16 protein-coding genes are annotated in these 15,696 nt (G+C 68.6%); 4 read left to right on the top strand and 12 right to left on the bottom strand.

Annotated elements, in window-relative coordinates:
* Positions 1–90 precede the first annotated feature (90 nt).
* Together FB547_RS01125 and FB547_RS01120 are read left to right on the top strand one after the other, a co-directional pair.
* Positions 91–579 (top strand): hypothetical protein, encoded by a 489-nt coding sequence (locus tag FB547_RS01125; protein WP_145738924.1) that lies wholly within the window; start codon positions 91–93, stop codon positions 577–579.
* A 131-nt stretch (positions 580–710) separates the two neighbouring features.
* Positions 711–1,958: a metallophosphoesterase gene (locus tag FB547_RS01120; protein ID WP_145738922.1), complete on the top strand. Its 1,248-nt coding sequence runs from the start codon at positions 711–713 to the stop codon at positions 1,956–1,958.
* A 14-nt stretch (positions 1,959–1,972) separates the two neighbouring features.
* On the opposite strand, the gene FB547_RS01115 is transcribed toward FB547_RS01120, so the two are convergent.
* Positions 1,973–2,473 (bottom strand): polyhydroxyalkanoate granule-associated phasin, encoded by a 501-nt coding sequence (locus FB547_RS01115; protein WP_145738921.1) that lies wholly within the window; start codon positions 2,471–2,473, stop codon positions 1,973–1,975.
* A gap of 201 nt (positions 2,474–2,674) precedes the next feature.
* Between FB547_RS01115 and FB547_RS01110 the strand changes: the two genes are divergently transcribed.
* Positions 2,675–3,250 (top strand): acyloxyacyl hydrolase, encoded by a 576-nt coding sequence (locus FB547_RS01110; protein WP_145738919.1) that lies wholly within the window; start codon positions 2,675–2,677, stop codon positions 3,248–3,250.
* Here the strand turns inward: FB547_RS01110 and FB547_RS01105 are convergent.
* The 3 genes from FB547_RS01105 to FB547_RS01095 are packed head-to-tail and all read right to left on the bottom strand — an operon-like array spanning position 3,247 to position 6,352.
* Positions 3,247–4,218: a lysylphosphatidylglycerol synthase domain-containing protein gene (locus FB547_RS01105; protein ID WP_145738918.1), complete on the bottom strand. Its 972-nt coding sequence runs from the start codon at positions 4,216–4,218 to the stop codon at positions 3,247–3,249. The two genes, FB547_RS01110 and FB547_RS01105, sit on opposite strands and share 4 nt — an antisense overlap.
* Positions 4,219–4,258: 40 nt before the next feature.
* Positions 4,259–5,536, bottom strand: a complete 1,278-nt coding sequence (clsB, locus tag FB547_RS01100) for a cardiolipin synthase ClsB (RefSeq protein WP_145738916.1) — start codon at positions 5,534–5,536, stop codon at positions 4,259–4,261.
* 33 nt (positions 5,537–5,569) lie between these two features.
* On the bottom strand, positions 5,570–6,352 hold the full coding sequence (locus FB547_RS01095) for an endonuclease/exonuclease/phosphatase family protein (protein ID WP_018903409.1): 783 nt from the start codon (positions 6,350–6,352) through the stop codon (positions 5,570–5,572).
* A 208-nt stretch (positions 6,353–6,560) separates the two neighbouring features.
* Between FB547_RS01095 and FB547_RS01090 the strand changes: the two genes are divergently transcribed.
* The gene (locus tag FB547_RS01090) at positions 6,561–6,989 is read left to right on the top strand and encodes a serine/threonine protein kinase (protein ID WP_145738914.1); all 429 of its coding nucleotides are present in this window, start codon (positions 6,561–6,563) and stop codon (positions 6,987–6,989) included.
* Between the two features lie 86 nt (positions 6,990–7,075).
* On the opposite strand, the gene FB547_RS01085 is transcribed toward FB547_RS01090, so the two are convergent.
* The 8 genes from FB547_RS01085 to FB547_RS01050 all read right to left on the bottom strand — a co-directional run bounded on the left by FB547_RS01085 (position 7,076) and on the right by FB547_RS01050 (position 15,546).
* Complete coding sequence (locus FB547_RS01085; protein ID WP_145738913.1) at positions 7,076–7,648, bottom strand: Spy/CpxP family protein refolding chaperone; 573 nt, start codon at positions 7,646–7,648, stop codon at positions 7,076–7,078.
* 147 nt (positions 7,649–7,795) lie between these two features.
* A complete protein-coding gene (locus FB547_RS01080; RefSeq protein WP_145738911.1) occupies positions 7,796–8,887 on the bottom strand; it encodes a flavodoxin family protein in 1,092 nt (363 codons plus the stop codon).
* Between the two features lie 75 nt (positions 8,888–8,962).
* Positions 8,963–9,862 (bottom strand): pirin family protein, encoded by a 900-nt coding sequence (locus tag FB547_RS01075; RefSeq protein WP_145738909.1) that lies wholly within the window; start codon positions 9,860–9,862, stop codon positions 8,963–8,965.
* A gap of 79 nt (positions 9,863–9,941) precedes the next feature.
* On the bottom strand, positions 9,942–10,694 hold the full coding sequence (locus FB547_RS01070; RefSeq protein WP_145738908.1) for a GNAT family N-acetyltransferase: 753 nt from the start codon (positions 10,692–10,694) through the stop codon (positions 9,942–9,944).
* Positions 10,691–11,965 carry a biosynthetic peptidoglycan transglycosylase gene (locus FB547_RS01065; protein WP_145738906.1) on the bottom strand — a complete coding sequence of 425 codons (1,275 nt, stop codon included), beginning with the start codon at positions 11,963–11,965 and terminating at the stop codon, positions 10,691–10,693. Before FB547_RS01065 ends, FB547_RS01070 begins: the two co-directional genes overlap by 4 nt.
* A 10-nt stretch (positions 11,966–11,975) precedes the next feature.
* Positions 11,976–12,545 (bottom strand): hypothetical protein, encoded by a 570-nt coding sequence (locus FB547_RS01060; protein WP_145738904.1) that lies wholly within the window; start codon positions 12,543–12,545, stop codon positions 11,976–11,978.
* A complete protein-coding gene (gene xrtQ / locus FB547_RS01055) occupies positions 12,526–13,455 on the bottom strand; it encodes an exosortase Q (protein WP_145738902.1) in 930 nt (309 codons plus the stop codon). The genes FB547_RS01060 and xrtQ overlap by 20 nt, the downstream gene beginning before the upstream one ends.
* Positions 13,456–13,470: 15 nt before the next feature.
* Positions 13,471–15,546 carry a VIT and vWA domain-containing protein gene (locus FB547_RS01050; protein WP_145738901.1) on the bottom strand — a complete coding sequence of 692 codons (2,076 nt, stop codon included), beginning with the start codon at positions 15,544–15,546 and terminating at the stop codon, positions 13,471–13,473.
* Positions 15,547–15,696: the final 150 nt, after the last annotated feature.

Raw genomic sequence — 15,696 nt, 5'->3', positions numbered from 1 at the left:
TCCGTTAAGCCTTGCCTAAGCCGTGCGCCGCACAGTGGCGCCGTGGCTTTCCCCGGCCACGCAGACTGGCAAGCAAGAAAGGACCAGACCATGATCCCCCGGATTTCATCGCAGACGCGGCCCCTGGCGGCCGCCATGCTGTGCGGCGCCGTTCTTCTCGCGGCGCTTTCCTCTTCGGCGCACGCAACGTTCAACCCGCCGATCCGCATGACGCACGGCATCGAATACATGAGCGGCGGCATCGGCAGCGACGAGGCCAAGCTGATGGAGACGGTGGCGCCGCGCTGGCCGGCCACCTTCGAATTCGCGATCAAGGACCACAAGGGCGCCGAGTTCGCCTCCGACGTGCGCGTGACCGTGCGCGACAGCCACGGCACGGTGCTGCTCGACAACGTGGAGTCGGCCGGTCCGTTCATGGTGGCGCGGCTCGACCCGGGCACCTATGAAGTGGAGGCTCGCTTGCGCGGAAACACGCTCAAACAGACGCTGCAGATCAGGCCCGGCACGCCCGCTCGGGTGGCATTCGTGTGGCCGGCGGGCACCGATATGGCTTCTGCCGGCACGCGCGCGGTGCAGTGATCGGCGAGCCCCGGCCCGGCGGCGGCGTGCCGGAACGGGGGCTTTGCCGCTCACGCCGATCGCAGCGCACGCTATCCGGCTGCCCGGCGCTATAGAAAAAATAGCGGGGCGCTGGCCGGAGACCGCCTTGAATGCACGGCATGCGCCTTGCAGATGCCGTGTCCCGGGCCATGCCCGTTCCCATTGCCCCCATGCCGATACGTTCCCTGAGCGTGCTCACCGCGCTCCTGCATGTCTACATTGCGCTGCGCCTGCTGCCAGCGCTGGCCATGCTCACGCCGGCCTGGCCGCTCGCGCTGGCCGCGCTCGCCATCTCGGCCTTGACGATCCCGCTGCCTTTTGTCTCGCGCCGCGCCGGACGCAAGGCCTCGACGGGCGAACTGCTCCAGTGGACGGGCCTGATCAGCATGGGCTGGTTCTCCTCGCTGTTCGTGTCGACGCTGCTGCGCGACGCGGGGTTGCTGCTCGCCTGGCTCGCGAGCGTGCTGTTCGGCGCACCGGTGCCCTGGCATGTCGTGCTGCCCTGGAGCGCGATGGCCGTGCTGGTGCTGGCCACGCTGGTGTCGATGGTCGGCTTCCTCAATGCCCGCCGCACCGCGGACGTGAAGCGCGTCGAGGTTCCGATCCGCGGGCTGCCCGCGGCGCTCGAGGGCTTCACGATTGCGCAGCTCAGCGACATCCACGTCGGTCCGACGATCAGGAGCGCCTACATCCAGCGCATCGTCGACGCGGTGAACCGGCTCGGCGCCGATGCCATCGCGATCACCGGCGACTTGGTGGACGGCAGCGTGGCCGAGCTGCGCGAGCACATTGCGCCGCTGGCCGGCCTGCGCGCGCGCCACGGCACCTTCGTCGTCACCGGCAATCACGAGTACTACGCGGGCGCACATGCATGGATCGACGAGCTGCGCAGGCTGGGCCTGAAGGTGCTGCTCAATGAGCACGTGGTGCTGCAAACGCGCAACGTGCGGGGCGCCCAGAACGACGAAGAGCTGTTCGAGAGCCAGCTGGTGCTGGCGGGCGTGACCGACTACACCGCCGGCCACTTCGACGCCGCGCACGCCAGCGACCCGCACCTGGCGCTGTTCGATGCGCCGCCGCTGGTGCACACGCGGGTGCTGCTTGCGCACCAGCCGCGCAGCGCGACGCTGGCGGCCCAGGCCGGCTACCAGTTGCAGCTGTCGGGCCACACGCACGGCGGCCAATTCTTTCCGTGGAACCTGTTCGTGCCGATGCAGCAGCCCTTCACCGCCGGCCTGCACCGGCTGCACGACATGTGGGTCTACGTGAGCCGCGGCACCGGCTACTGGGGGCCGCCCAAGCGCTTTGGCGCGCCGTCCGAGATCACGTTGTTGACGCTGGTGATGGCGCGCGGCTGAACGCGCCGGCGCGCTCAGCCGCGCAGTTCGGCGGCCAGCCGCCGGGCGTTCGAGGTGGCTGCAGCGTGGATCGGCTTCAGCCCTTCGCGCGCAATGCGCACCGCCGCGCCCGAAAGCCGGCTGGCCGTGCCCGCCGCCCGGGCCGTGGCTTGCACGAAGGCGTCGCTGCGCTCCGCAGCCTGCGCGGGGGTGACGCTGCCGGCCATTGACAGAAAGGCCCCGGCACTCAGAAGCCATTGCTGCAGCGCGCGGTTCGCCAGCGAGACATGGCTGCTGTGCCATTGCCTGACCATGGCGGCCCCCGATTCACCCGCGGCGGCGAGTTTTTCATTTCCCATGAGTTGAAACTCCGCGAGATCGGCCGCGCTGGGCGCGAGCCCCGCCTTGGCCATGCGCCCGGTGCGCATCTGGATCACGGACCCGGAGGACAGCAGCATCTCCTGGGTCTTGAGGGCCACGTCGACCCACAGCATCAGCGGGTTGGACAGGCGAGCGACGGAGGTAAGGGATGGCATGGGCGATCTAGGAGGACGGATGAGCCCCACTATAGACGCGAGGCGCAGCAATTGCTGCACCGCAACAAAATCGACTCCGCATTTCTGTTGAACAAGTCCTACTTTCCGACATGGCAATAGCCTCGACCCAAGGCGCGGACCGCAGCGGAAAGTAATTATTTCTTTTCTTTCCTTTCATTATTTGCAGATAACAACCACATCATGAAAGCACACAGGTCCGCGTCCCTCGGGGCCGCCGTGTTCGCAGGCGTCCTGAGCCTGCTGGGCGCACCGGCTCATGCGTTCGAAGACAGCGCGCGCGGCTTTTATTTCGAGGGCGGCCATGCGCCGCATGGCGACAAGGGCGGCACCGAGTCGGCCACGGTGGGCGTGACGCTGCCGTGGTCGCCGCGCCAGCCGGTGCACGAAGGGGCGCTCACTTCGTACTGGGACCTGTTCGCGAGCCATTGGCATGCGCCGGCCCTGGGCAGCGGTTCGCGCAACTACACCCAGATCGGCGCGATCTACACCTGGCGCTACCGCTTCGACAGCGGCAGTTCGCCATGGTTTGCCGAAGGCGGCGTCGGCGGCACGGTGATGGACCACCTCTACAGGACGCCCGACCGGACCTTCAGCACCGCGTTCCAGTTCACCGAGGTGCTGGGCGTGGGACGCAGCTTCGGCGAGAACGGCAAGCATGAACTGACATTGCGGCTGCAGCATTTTTCGAACGCCGGCATCAAGAAACCCAACCCGGGCGAAAACTTTGTCCGGCTGCGCTACACCTATCACTTCTAGCGCTTCAACGGCGCGGTATGCCGCCAGCGCCGCGCGCGCAGTTCAGTGACGAAGTAGGCCACCGTGGCCACGCCCAGCGGCAACAGATAGTAGAGACCGCGGTAGACCAGCAGCACGCCCAGCAGCCGGCCTTGCGCCACCTCATGCGAGAGCAGGGCAAGGAACACCGCCTCCAGTACGCCCAGGCCCGCCGGCACGTGCGTGACCACGCCGGCCACGGCGGCCACCAGCAGCACCGCGAGCACCGTGTGGTAGGCCACCGCGCCCTGCAGCAGGACCCAGATCACGCTGCCGATCAGCGCCCAGTTCAGGCACGACATGGCCAGCTGCAGCCAGGCCATCCGAAGAGAGGGCACCTTGAACGGATAGTGGCGCAGCCGGAACACGTGCCCGCTGGCCAGGGCGCACAGCACGAAGTAGCCCGCGGCCAGCAGCAGCAGCACCGCGCCCAGGATGCGCAGCCCGCCATTGCCGACCTTCCATTCGGCCGGCAGCGCCAGTGGCCAGAAGCAGAAGGCCAGGCCGGCCACCACCAGGTAGCCGAGCCAGTTGGTCAGCATGCTGAAGCCGAGCACGCGCGTGATGGTGCCGTTGGGAAGGCCCAGCCGCGAGTAGAGCCGGTAGCGGAACGCCACGCCGCCCACCAGCGAACCGAGGTTGAGGTTGAAGGCATAGCTGATGAAGGTCACGCCCATGACGGTGCGGGCGCCGAGCGGATGGCGCGTGAGATGGCGGCCCAGCAGGTCGTAAGTGCTGTAGGTGGCAAAGCTGCCGGCCGCCAGCGCGCCGGCCAGCCACAGCGTGGCCGCGGGCAGCGCGCGCATGGCATCGAACACCTCCTGCCAGTCGATGGAACGCGCCTGGCTCACGAGCAGCCAGGCGATCAGGCCGAAGAAGGCCCAGACCGCGCTGCGCCGCAGCCAGGGCCACCAGGGCCGGCGTGCGAGTCTCGCGGTGCGTGTGGTCACTGGGCGGCCTCCATGCGCTTTCGGAACGGCCGGTGGGCGCTCATGCCGCTTCCGTCGGCGTGGCCCCGTTGTCGCCGGCAGCCTCGCGCTTTTCGCGTTTTTCGCGCTTCTCTGCAAGCTCGGTGGCCTCGGCCGGGGTGAGGCGCGGCACCTGCCGCGGCAGCCAGCCCAGCCACGACGGATACCAGCGCAGGAAGTGGAAGATGAAGAAGCTGCGCGCCAGCCGCCAGCCGCTCCATCCGGTCTCCAGGTCGGCCACGCCGATCTGCTGGCAGCTCTCGCGCATCAGCTTGTCCATGCGCTCCCACAGCAGCTGGTTGAAGGCCTTGCCGCGCGCGAACACGTTGGCCTCCAGGTTGAGCGACAGGCTCAGCGGATCGAGATTGCTCGAGCCGACCGTGCTCCACTCGTCGTCCATCAGCGCGACCTTGGCATGCAGCGGGCGGTCGCAGTATTCGTAGATGCGCACGCCCGCATGCAGCAGGTGGTGGTAGAGCATGGTGGCGGCCGTCTTGACGATCGGCATGTCGGGCTCGCCCTGCAGGATGAGCCGCACATCCACGCCGCGCCGGGCCGCACGGCGCAACTCCTTGATGAGCCTGTAGCCGGGAAAGAAATACGCGTTGGCAATCACGATGCGCTTGCGCGCGGCGCGGATCGCGGCCAGGTATTCGCGTTCGACGTCGCCGGTGTGGCGGCGGTTGTCGCGCGTGATGAGCACCGCCTCCACATCGCCGACAGGCTCCCGGTCGACGGGCGGCGCCTGCTTGAGCCGGCGTCGGAACCAGCGCGGCCCCTTGTCGCCGAGCGCGATGGCGCGCAGCACGAACTGGTGGATCTGCGCCACGACGGGCCCGCGCAGCTCCACCGCGTAGTCCTGCTTGGCCTTGGGCCCGAAGTCCAGCAGATGGTCGGCCGAATAGTTGATGCCGCCCACGAACGCGAGTTCGCCATCGACCACCACGATCTTGCGGTGCATCCGCCGAAACACGTTGAGCCGCTGGCCGAGGATGCGCTGCCCTGGATCGAACACCCGCACCCGCACGCCCACGGCGCTCAACTCCGCGATGAATTCGCGCGACAGGTCCGGCGAGCCAAAGCCGTCGACCATCAGGTCGATCTTCACGCCGCGCTGGGCCGCCGAGCGCATGGCGGCATGCAGCGCAAGGCCCACCTTGTCCTCGAACAGGATGAAGGTCTCGATGATGACTTCGCGCTGCGCCTCCCGAATGGCATCGAACACGCGCGGGAAGAACTCCTCGCCGTTCTCGAGCAGCGCAATGCGGTTGCCGCCCACCCATCGGCCGACGTTATCCATGGCGTTCACCGCAGGTCATGGGTGGGGCCCGCTTCAAAGATCGATGTTCGCCACCAGCGGCGCGTGGTCCGACAGGTGCGACCAGGGCTTGCGCGGCAGCACCACGGGCGCGTGCACGCCCGCGTTGCGAACATAGATGCGGTCCAGCGGCAGCAGCGGAAAGCGCGCCGGAAAGGTCTTGGCGGCCGAGCCGTTCGCATGCACGAAAACCTCGCGCAGCGCGGCGCCTTCCTCCAGCACCTGGTGGGCACGGCCGCGCCAGTCGTTGAAGTCGCCCGCGACGATCAGCGGCGCATCGGCCGGCACCTCGTCGCGCACGATGTGCAGCAGCAGTTCCAGCTGCTGCTGCCGGTGCGCCTCGGCCAGGCCGAGATGCGCGCAGATCGCATGGACGTCGACCGTGCGGCCCGGCAGCCGCAGCACGCAATGGAGCAGGCCGCGCTTTTCGGGCCCGGCCACCGACACGTCGTGGTTGCGGAAATGCACGATCGGAAACTTGGACAGCACCGCGTTGCCGTGATGGCCCCTCGGGTACACGGCGTTGCGCCCGTAGGCGAACTGCGGCCACATGGTGTCGGCCAGGAACTCATAGTGCGGCGCCTCGGGCCAGTTGTTGACCTTGCGCGAGTGGCGCGAATGGGTGCCGAGCACTTCCTGCAGGAACACCACGTCGGCTCCCACCGTGCGCACTGCGTCGCGCAGCTCCGGCAGGATGAACTTGCGGTTGAGCGCGGTGAAGCCCTTGTGGGTGTTCACCGTCATGACCTTGAGCGAAGTCGGCGCTGCGGCGGCAAGTGGAATCGGTGAGGAAGACATCGGTGTTGTGGTTGTACGTTGCCGCGCCCGGCGCGCCTGTAGGAACGCGCCACCTTCTTTGCCGCCTTTCACCAGGCGACGGCCGGCTCCTACAGGCAGGCCTGCCACACCCCGACACGGGGCGCATGGGGGGCCTCCTACGGTGGTTTTCAGGCTGCGGGAAACAAGCCAGCGGTCTTATTCATCATCACTTTCAAAGGAACGCACCATGAAGCACGCAATCCTTCGCGCCACGGCGCTGGCCGGCCTGATGGCCGCGGCCGGTGCCGCCATGGCGCAAGCCACATCGATACCCGCCCAGCCGGACCCGGCCGTGGGCGGCCAGGCCAGCACGCAGACGCCTGCCGGCGTGCCCAACCCGCCGCAGCGCCCCGACGCCAACATGCCGGTGTCGCGCGAAGCCGTGAAGGCCGAGGCGCGCGCCCACAATCGCAACAACACCAACAACCTGGTGCCCAAGGGCGAGGCGACCACCACCATGAACGGGCAGCCGAACGCGATGCCGCAACCCACCGGCGAGATGTCGCGCGCCGAGGTGAGCCAGCTGGCCCGCAAGCCCAAGCCCCATTTCGGTCAGCGCGGCGAGCGGCCGGACGTGCCCACCAACCCGATCGAAAGGACCGGCACGCCCCAATAGCCGTCCATGTACGAAGAAAGCCCGCGGTGCTCGAGGCATCGCGGGCTTTCTTCATGGGGGCGCCGCTTCCGGCGCCCTGATGATGGTCAGCTCTTGGCGGGTTGCCCGTCAGTGGCGCCGTGACCATGGTGGCCGCGGTGGCCATGCATGCCGACGTGCACCGTCTCCGCGTCGAAGGTCTTCTGCTGCTCGGGCGTCAGCGCCGCATAGAAGGCTTTGGTGGCTTCGGCGCGCTTGGCGAACCTGGCGCTGCGCTCGGCCTGGCGGGCCTGCATGCGCTCCAGCCGCTCGGGCGTGGTGAGCTTGGCGAATTCCGCACGGTCCATGCGCTGCGCACGGGCCCCGGCCGGCGGCTGGCTGGCCGCTGCGAACGTGTTCCACGCGCTTTCCTGTCCGGCGTTCAGCTTGAGCTTTTCCTTCAGCGCGGCAAGCCGCTTGGCGCGGTGCTCCTGCATGCGCTCCATGCGCTGTGCCGGGTCCATGCGCTTGTGCTGCGCCTTGGGTGCTGCGCTGCCCTCGGCCTGCGCAACGGCGGCGGTGGGCGTGGAAGTCGAAGTGCCGGATGCCGCCGGAGCCTGTTGTGCAAAGGCGCCCGAAGAGGCGAGGGCGGCCGAGCCCAGAAGGCTGGCCCAGACGATGCGTTGGCGAAGAGAGATCATGAGAAGTGCTTCCTTTCGAAGAAGCCCGCCGCCAATGGGCAGCAGGTGAGACGAAGTGTGGAAGACCTCTGTATCGGCGAGGTGAGCCGGAAGTGAGCGTGCGTAAAGAATCATGAACGCGCAGGCTCTTCGCGCCCGCGGCGTGGCTTACTTGGGCCTTGGCGGCTTCAATCCGCGATCGGGCCGCTGCAGCTTGCCCGCGCGCAGTTCGCCCACGGCCAGTGCCACGGCACGGGCCACGTTGCGCACTTCCTCCTGCACGCCTTCATCGGCATCGAGGCTGTCGTGGCTGGTTGCGTAGGGCTCGTAGTAGCCGATGTAGCGGTCGAGCCGGGCCTGCGCGCCCGCGTCGACCAGGCCCATCCAGTCGAGCCAGTCCGACAGGTTGCGCCGCACGCTCTCGGCGCCGGCCACGTCGCCGTGCACCACCAGCCCGTAGACCCGTCCCGCCAGGTGCTTGGGATAGCCCCAGCCCTGGAGCTCGAGGGCCTTGGCTTCATCGGGCTTCTTGCCGTGGGTGCTGGTGGGGTCGGGGTTGCCGCCGTCGGCGCATACCAGCCGGTCGGTCATGAGCTTGAGCGGACTGGCGGACTGGTACCAGTGCGTGGGCGTGAACAGGATCACGCCGTGCGCGGCCACCCAGCGCTCGTAGATCTCGTTCATCCAGTCGCCGGTCTGGCGCATTGCATGGTTGGGATAGCAGCTGCAGGGCCAGTGGCACAGCGGCATGGCGGTGGACACGCAGCCCTTGCAGGGATGGATGTGGCGCCCGTAGTCGGAGGCGAGCAGGCTCAGGTCGAGCACGTCGACGTCAATGCCGCAGCCATCGAGCACTTCGCGCGCGAGCTGCAGCAGCCGCCAGCTCTTGGAGATCTCCCCCGGGCAGGTGCCGTCGTTGCGCGGCGAGCCGTTGACCAGCAGCACGCGCGACTTCGTCTGCGCCTGGCCCCAGGCGGCCTGCGCAGCGTTGATGCGCGCCCTGGCTTCGAGCCAGTCGACCGAAAGTTCGTAGTCGGGGTCGGCATGGCCGGGTCCGGCCTTGCGCGTGACGGGCGCCTTGCGGCCCTGTTCGTAGGCCTCCCATGCGATGAGCTCGATGCGCTGCAGCGCCTCCTTTTCGGACTGGAAGGCAGGGTCCTGGAACGGCTGCATGAAGCGCTCGTGGAACTGGTCGCGCTTCAGTGTTTCGGGTGCCTGTCCCTTGCGGACCTCGGGGGCTTTGATCGTGCGGTGGGGCATGGCGGCCAATCTATGCCCCATCCGTGCGCCCGTGACCTGCGGGCGATGCCGATTTTCGGTAGGCCTGCGACTACATCAAGCGCCGAACTTGCCGCTCTGGAAGTCCTCCATGGCCTGCCTGAGCTGCTCCTGCGTGTTCATCACGAACGGGCCGTACTGCGCGATCGGCTCGTGCAGCGGCTTGCCGGCGATCAGCAATGCGCGCGCCGGGCTGTGGTTGGTGGCCCCGGCGCGCAGCACCACGCCATCGCTGCCGGGATCGTTCGCAAGAATGGCCATGCGGCGCGTGGGCACCTCGCTGCCCGCGATCCACACCGACTCGCGGAATGCATAGACGAGCGCGTTGTGGTCGTCCGGCAGGGGATGGGCGAACTCGGTGCCGGGCGGCAGGGTGATGTCGAGGTAGAGCGGCTCGGTGTGCTCGCGCCGAACCGCACCCTCGATGCCGTGGCTCGCCCCCGCGATCACGCGCACGTGCACGCCCGCCGCGGTGGTGTATTCCGGAATCTCCTCGCTCTGGATGTCGCGATACCAGGGCTCGCGCATCTTGTCCTTGGCGGGCAGGTTGAGCCAGAGCTGGAAGCCTTCCATCAGGCCGTCCTCCTGCTCGGGCAGTTCGCTGTGGACGAGCCCGCGGCCGGCCGTCATCCATTGCACGCCGCCGTTCTGCAGCAGCCCTTCGTGGCCGGCGCTGTCGCGGTGCCGCATGCGGCCCGCGATCATGTAGGTCACGGTTTCGAAACCGCGGTGCGGATGGCTGGGAAAGCCGCCGATGTAGTCGCCCGGGTTGTCGCTGCCGAAGGCGTCGAGCATCAGGTAGGGGTCGAGCCTTTTCTGCAGCGGCTGCTGCAGCACGCGGGTGAGTTTGACGCCGTCGCCATCGCTGGTGGAAACACCGGCCACGATGTGGTCGATGCCGCGCGGCGTGGCCACGGGATCGGTCGGGTGGTTGGCGTGGTGGTTTGCATTCGTCATGCAGCCATGGTGGCACTAACCGCCCGACCGCGCCACCCGGTAGGAATTGCGGAATCTGCCTCGGCGCGCTGCTGCGGCTTCAGCGCGGCCACTGCTGGCGCTGCCAGTAGCGGTACTGCCACTGCGTCGAGAAACCGGCACGCCGGTAGAGCGCGTGGGCGGCCATGTTGTGCGCGTCGACCTGCAGGAACACGCGCTCGAAGCCGCGCTCGAGTGCGGCCCGCGCGAGGCCCGCCAGCACGCGCCCGGCCAGGCCCCGGCCGCGCTGCGACTGCTCGGTTCGCATGCCGTGCACGCTGGCCCACCCGTGGCCGAAGGCCATGGCGCCCGCCGCGACGGTCCGGCGGCCCTCGCGCACGCTGGCATAGAGCGAGCCCTGGGCGCGCGACAGCGCCCGCACGCGGTGGGCGCCGTCCACGGGATCGAAGCCCTCGCCGAGGAACAGGGTGGCCCAGGCGTCGTCGGGCGCAAGGTCGACGTCGGCCAGCGCGGCGCCGGCCGGCGCCACCTCGCGCATGCGCAGTGCGGAGCCGATCTGCACGCAGGTCGGCGAGTCGCCGACGTAGTGCCGCTGCTCCAGCTCGGACTGCAGCGCCACGAAAGAGGGCACATCGGCCAGGCGGAACGCGGGCACGAACTGGCGGCGGTCGTAGCGGTCCTCGATGCGGTCGATCGTGCGGCCTGCGACCGGTTCGCGGTGCAGCGGAACGGCCGACCTGGCGCGCTTGACGGTGCCATCGTCGAAGGGCAGCAGCCAGCCGTCGAGCTCTTCGACGGCCAGCGGCGAAACGGCGGCCACGGTGGCGCGCTCGATGGCTTCGACCTCGTTCATGGAAAAGCCTCCGGTGCGGTGAATCTGGCGGCCGCCACGCTCTTGAGCAGTGACTCGCGCTGGTTGCGGCTGATGCCGCGCACGCTCTCGGCGACCCATTTGGTACGGTCCGGGTCGATCTGCCCGTCGCGCCGCCATTGCTCGAGCACCGCCTGCGGCTTGTGCAGCATGGACGCGAGCCAGACCGCCTGCGCGGGCTCCAGGCTGCGCGCGGAGCGCTTGAAATAGCGCCGGGCGGCGGCTTCGGCGCCGCACAGGTTGCCGCCCCACGGCGCGTTGTCCAGGTAGAGCTGCAGGATGCGCGCCTTGCCCAGCGTCTGTTCCATTTCGACCGCGTAGAGCAGCTCGCGCAGCTTGCGTTCCGCCGTGCGGTCGCTGCCGGTCACCAGCATCTTGGCGAGCTGCTGCGTCAGCGTGCTGCCGCCGCGCTTGGGCTGGCCTTCCTTCTGGTTGTTGTCGATGGACGCGACGATTTCCGTCAGGTCGTAGCCGGCGTGGGTGAAGAAGCGCTGGTCTTCGGCCGCGATGACGGCGCGCGCCAGCCAGCTGTCGTTGGCCAGCTTCGACGGTGCGCCGCAACTGGTGCGCGCGCCGAGCATGGCTTCGGTGCCCAGCCCCTCGACGGTGAACTGGCTGACTGTGGGCTGCACCGTGAATGTGGCCTCGGGCAGCATGACCTGCCCGCGCAGCGCCAGCGTGCCGCCGATGCGGGCGCGCTGCAGCTCGGGCAGGTTGGGCGCGAGCACGGCATACCAGCGGGCAATCGGTGCGTCCTTGATGTCGGCGCTGAGCTGCAGGCCCCTGCCCTTGGGCGGGAGGTGTCCTTCCCATTGGCCCTGGAGCATGGCGGCCGCGTCGGCGCTGCGGGGCGTGGCCTCGATGGTGCCGGCCAGCGTGTTGCCGTCCCGCTTCACGGTGGCGACCAGGCCCTCGAACACGATCGGCTGCGCGCCGAGCGCGGCAACCTCGGCGCTGCAGGGCGCGCAGCGCACTTCGAGCACGCCCGCCGCGTCCTTCCAGGCGAAGTGCAGGGTGCCGAACCGGCTGTCGAACGCGTGCCCGTCCAGCCGCGGCGCGAACCAGGACGAGGTGGCCAGGCGCACTGCCGTCGGCACGCCCACCGCCATGCGCAGCGGGCCGGCCTCGACCGTGGTGCTCCATTCGCCCGCCGCTGGCGCAAGCACCAGTTTTACTATCAGGAAGATAGCAACGCACGTTGTCACGACAAGGGCCAGCAGCCCGTAGATCACGAATCGCAGAAACTGTTTCACAAAACTCTCATCACATCGGCCTCGCCACCGTCACAGCTTGCCACGGACCGCTCGAGCGTCCACTGGCCGCCGCCCAGTACCAGGCTGAAGTGTCGGTGAAAGCCGTGCCTTCGGCATCCACGATGCGCTCGCAAACGCGGATCTTTTGCGTGCTGTGCCGTTGCGCAACAAAACAGCGCCACAGCCGCTCCTGCACATCGCGTTCGAGGCGTGCCTGCTCGATGCGAAAACCGAGCGCGCGGTAGCAGTCGGCCGCCGGATGCAGCATGCGCGTGGGGGCATTCACCGCGCGCATCACGATCGTCTGCGTGCCGTCGGTCATGCGGCCGATGGCGCCCGGAAAGCGGTCGGCAAAGCGCTGCTCGACGTCGCCCAGCGCCAGCGGCCGCAATGGAATGCCGTCCCACTGGCTGGGCCATTCATGCGAGGCCATGGCCATCGGAGCTTCGGGCGGCGCACGCAGCGCCGCCGCGGTCGACCACAGCACGCACAGCAGCATTGCGAGCGCAAAGGCCGTCTTGTGGCCGATGCGGTTGATGAAATGGTTGGCAAACAGGGCTTCAAAGAACCGTGTCGACATGGCGGCCTCCTTGGGTGGTGATCAGGCCCGGGATCGGCTGCTCGGCGAACGGGGGCTCGGTGCGCACCGGCACCATCAGGCGCGCGATGCCGCCGCACACGGCGGCCAACACCAGCAACCCGAGCAGGTTGTGCGCCCAGGGCGCCAGCGGATGGCCTGCGCCTTCGAATGCAATCAGCATGCTGTTGCGCAGGATGTTGCCGCCCAGCACCAGCAGGCCGACCATCGGCAGCCGGCGCAGGAAGCCGCGGTCGCTGCGGCGGGCCCAGAGGGCAACGGCGCACGCCGTGAAGTAGCCGAGCCACACCATCTGCACGCCCGAGCACGGCGCATCGACGATCACCAGCCGGCCATCGACCACCAGGCTCGCGCCCTCGCGCGCCACGCTGAAGGCCGGCGCCAGCAGCCAGCGGCTCGCCTCGGCCGTGAGCACGCGCAGCGGATAGCCCGCATAGAACTGCAGCGACGACAGCAGCGGCAGCGCGAGCACCGCCAGGCCGGCCACCGGCAGCGCGGCCACGCGCCGCGGCAGGAAGGCCAGCAGGCCGCATGCCAGCGCCAGCACGGCCACCAGGCCCGTGGCGAGCGGCGGCAGCGCGGGCAGGGCGCCGAGTCCGGTGCGCAGCACGGTCGCCAGCACCGTGCCGGCGCCCGCCAGTGCGAGCCAGCCCAGCTGCGGCGCGGCCCGCAGTTCGCGCCGGCAGCGCCATGCCAAGGCGGCGAGGGCGGCCAGCGCCAGCAGGCCCAGCGGATCGTCGGAGCCGTCGCGCAGCCGCCGGACCATCCAGGCCCAGGTCGGCGCGAGTGCGGCGAATTGCAGTGCGAGCCAGCCGGCGGCCGGTGCGCGGTCGACGTGGATGCCCCAATCCACGATGCGCGGATGGCGATGGGCGAGTGCGGCCAATGACATTTTTCTTTTCCTGGCTCAGGCCGTGAAGCGGCGCGGATCGTTGCGGCGCGCGCGGCGGCGCAGCATCGCGAGCATCGACAGCACCACGGCAATGGCCCCCAAGGTCTCGGGCTCCGGCGTGCTGGGCACCTCGGCGCCGAGTGCGAGTTCGCTCACGCCCTGCGGCAACGGCAGCGGCTGGTTCACGCCCACGCTGTTCTGCGGCGCGGGGTTGCGCACCACCTTGTCGACGGCGATGAAGCTGGTGTACTGGGTCAGCAGGCTGTACTTCAGGCCGAGCTCGGTGATGCGCTCCTTGAAGGCGCTGCCGCCCTCGAGCGTCTCCTGGTCGCTCAGGCTCTGGATGCGGTGGCGCGCCCACAGCGTGCGCAGCGCGGCGGTGTCCTGGCGCAGCTGCGGGTCGATGCGCAGTTCCTGGCGGTACGGGCCATTGGCACCCTGGCCTTCCACGATGACACGGCCCCTGGCTTTGCCTTCCGAATCCGCGCGCCACTTGCCGAACACGATCACCGGGCGCTCGCCCAGCACGTCGGGCAGCGCCTGCGGCTCCACGTCGTACACGTCGAGCCCGCCGAAAGTCACCTTCACGTTGGTGAGCACCGGCGACTCCACCATGCGGCGGAAGCGCGCGGCCTGCTCGGGCGCCTGGATCGGGTCGGTGATGATGAAGGGCTCGCCCATGCCGGCGCGCGCAATGCCTTCCATCAGGCTGCGGTTCACCGACGAACCGATGCCGAAGGCGAACACATTGGCCTTCGAAAGATTCTTGCGCACCAGTTCGAAAGCCTCGCGCTCCACGCTCACGTAGCCGTCCGTCACCAGCACCACGGTGCGCGAGACCTTCTCTTCCTTCGGTTCGGCGTAGACGCGCTTGAGCGCGGGAATCAGCTCGGTGCTGCCGCTGCCGCTGTAGTTCTGGATGGTGGCCAGCGCCTGCTCGATGTTGGCGCGCGTGGCCGGCACCGAGCGGGGAGAGAGCATCTTGTTGCTGCCCGAGAACAGCAGCACGTTGAAGGTGTCGCTCGGCCGGAGGCCGCCGATCAGGCGTTCGAGCACGGTCTTGGCGGTGTCGAGCGGAAAGCCGTGCATCGAGCCCGAGATGTCGACCACGAAGATGTAGTCGCGCGGCGAAATGGCGCTGGCGGCCACGGCCTTGGGCGGCTCGACCATCGCGAGGAAGAAGTTCTCGGCGCCGCCGCCGGTGTCCTGGCCCTTGTAGAGCATCAGGCCCGATTCGATCCTTTCGCCCGCAAGGCGGTAGTCGAGCACGAAGTCGCGGTTGTCCGCGGGCCGGCCGTCGGGCGCGAGTGCGATGTCGGCGTGCCGGTCTTCGTCGCTCTTCTTCACCTCGATGGTGTGGGACGACGAGCGCACCTCCTTCAGCCCCATGGGCGTGTCGATGCTGGCCTTGAGCCTGAAGCTGGTGTTCGGCGCCACATCTGCGCGCAACGTGGGCTGCGCCACCCACTTGGCCTGGGCGTTCTCCGACTGCGGGCTGTTGTAGCGCGGGCCCACCACGGTGGGAAAGACGAACGCATAGTTGCCCGACTGCGGCACCAGCAGTTCGGTGTAGCGCAGCTCCACCTTCACGTCGTCGCCCGGCAGGATGTTGGCGACGTTCATCTGGAACACGTTGGGCAGGTGCTGCTCGAGCAGCGCAGCGGTCTTGCCTTCCTTCTTGGCGGTGTCGTACTCGATCTGCGCCTGCTGCTTCTCGCGGATCTGCGCGGTGATCAGGCGGTCGGCCAGGCGCACGTTGAGGCCGCTGACCGCAGCCTTGGTCGAGCCCGGAAAAACATACTTCGCCTCGATGGCGCGCTGGCCTTCGTTGCGGTAGGTCTGCGTGACAGTCACGTCGGCAATGACGCCCGAGATCTTCACCGCCACCTCGGTGGCCTTGAGCGGCAGGCGGTCGACCGAGGGGTCGTCGCTCTTCACGAAGAAATACGGGCTCTCGGTCTTCAGCCGCGGGCCCGGTGCTTCCTGGGCATGCACGGGGTTGAGGCTGAGCGCGACGAAGCCCGCCGTGGCCAGGCTCACGGTGGCGAGCCAGAGCCAGCGGCCGGGACGGGTGGAGGTGTGGGCATCCATGGCGGTGTGGTGTTGGTGTCCGTGCGAACTTGCACAGCCGCAACTGTCGGCACCGCGCGAGAAGGAAATTGGAAGGCTGCTTGAAGTCCGGCCACCGGATGCCGCGTTGTGTGAAGCCTGTGTGAAGTCCGCCGGCGGCCGCGCTTCACA

This window comes from Variovorax beijingensis (assembly GCF_007828835.1).
Classification (GTDB): domain Bacteria; phylum Pseudomonadota; class Gammaproteobacteria; order Burkholderiales; family Burkholderiaceae_C; genus Variovorax; species Variovorax beijingensis_A.
This window is presented reverse-complemented; position numbering and strand designations above follow the sequence as displayed.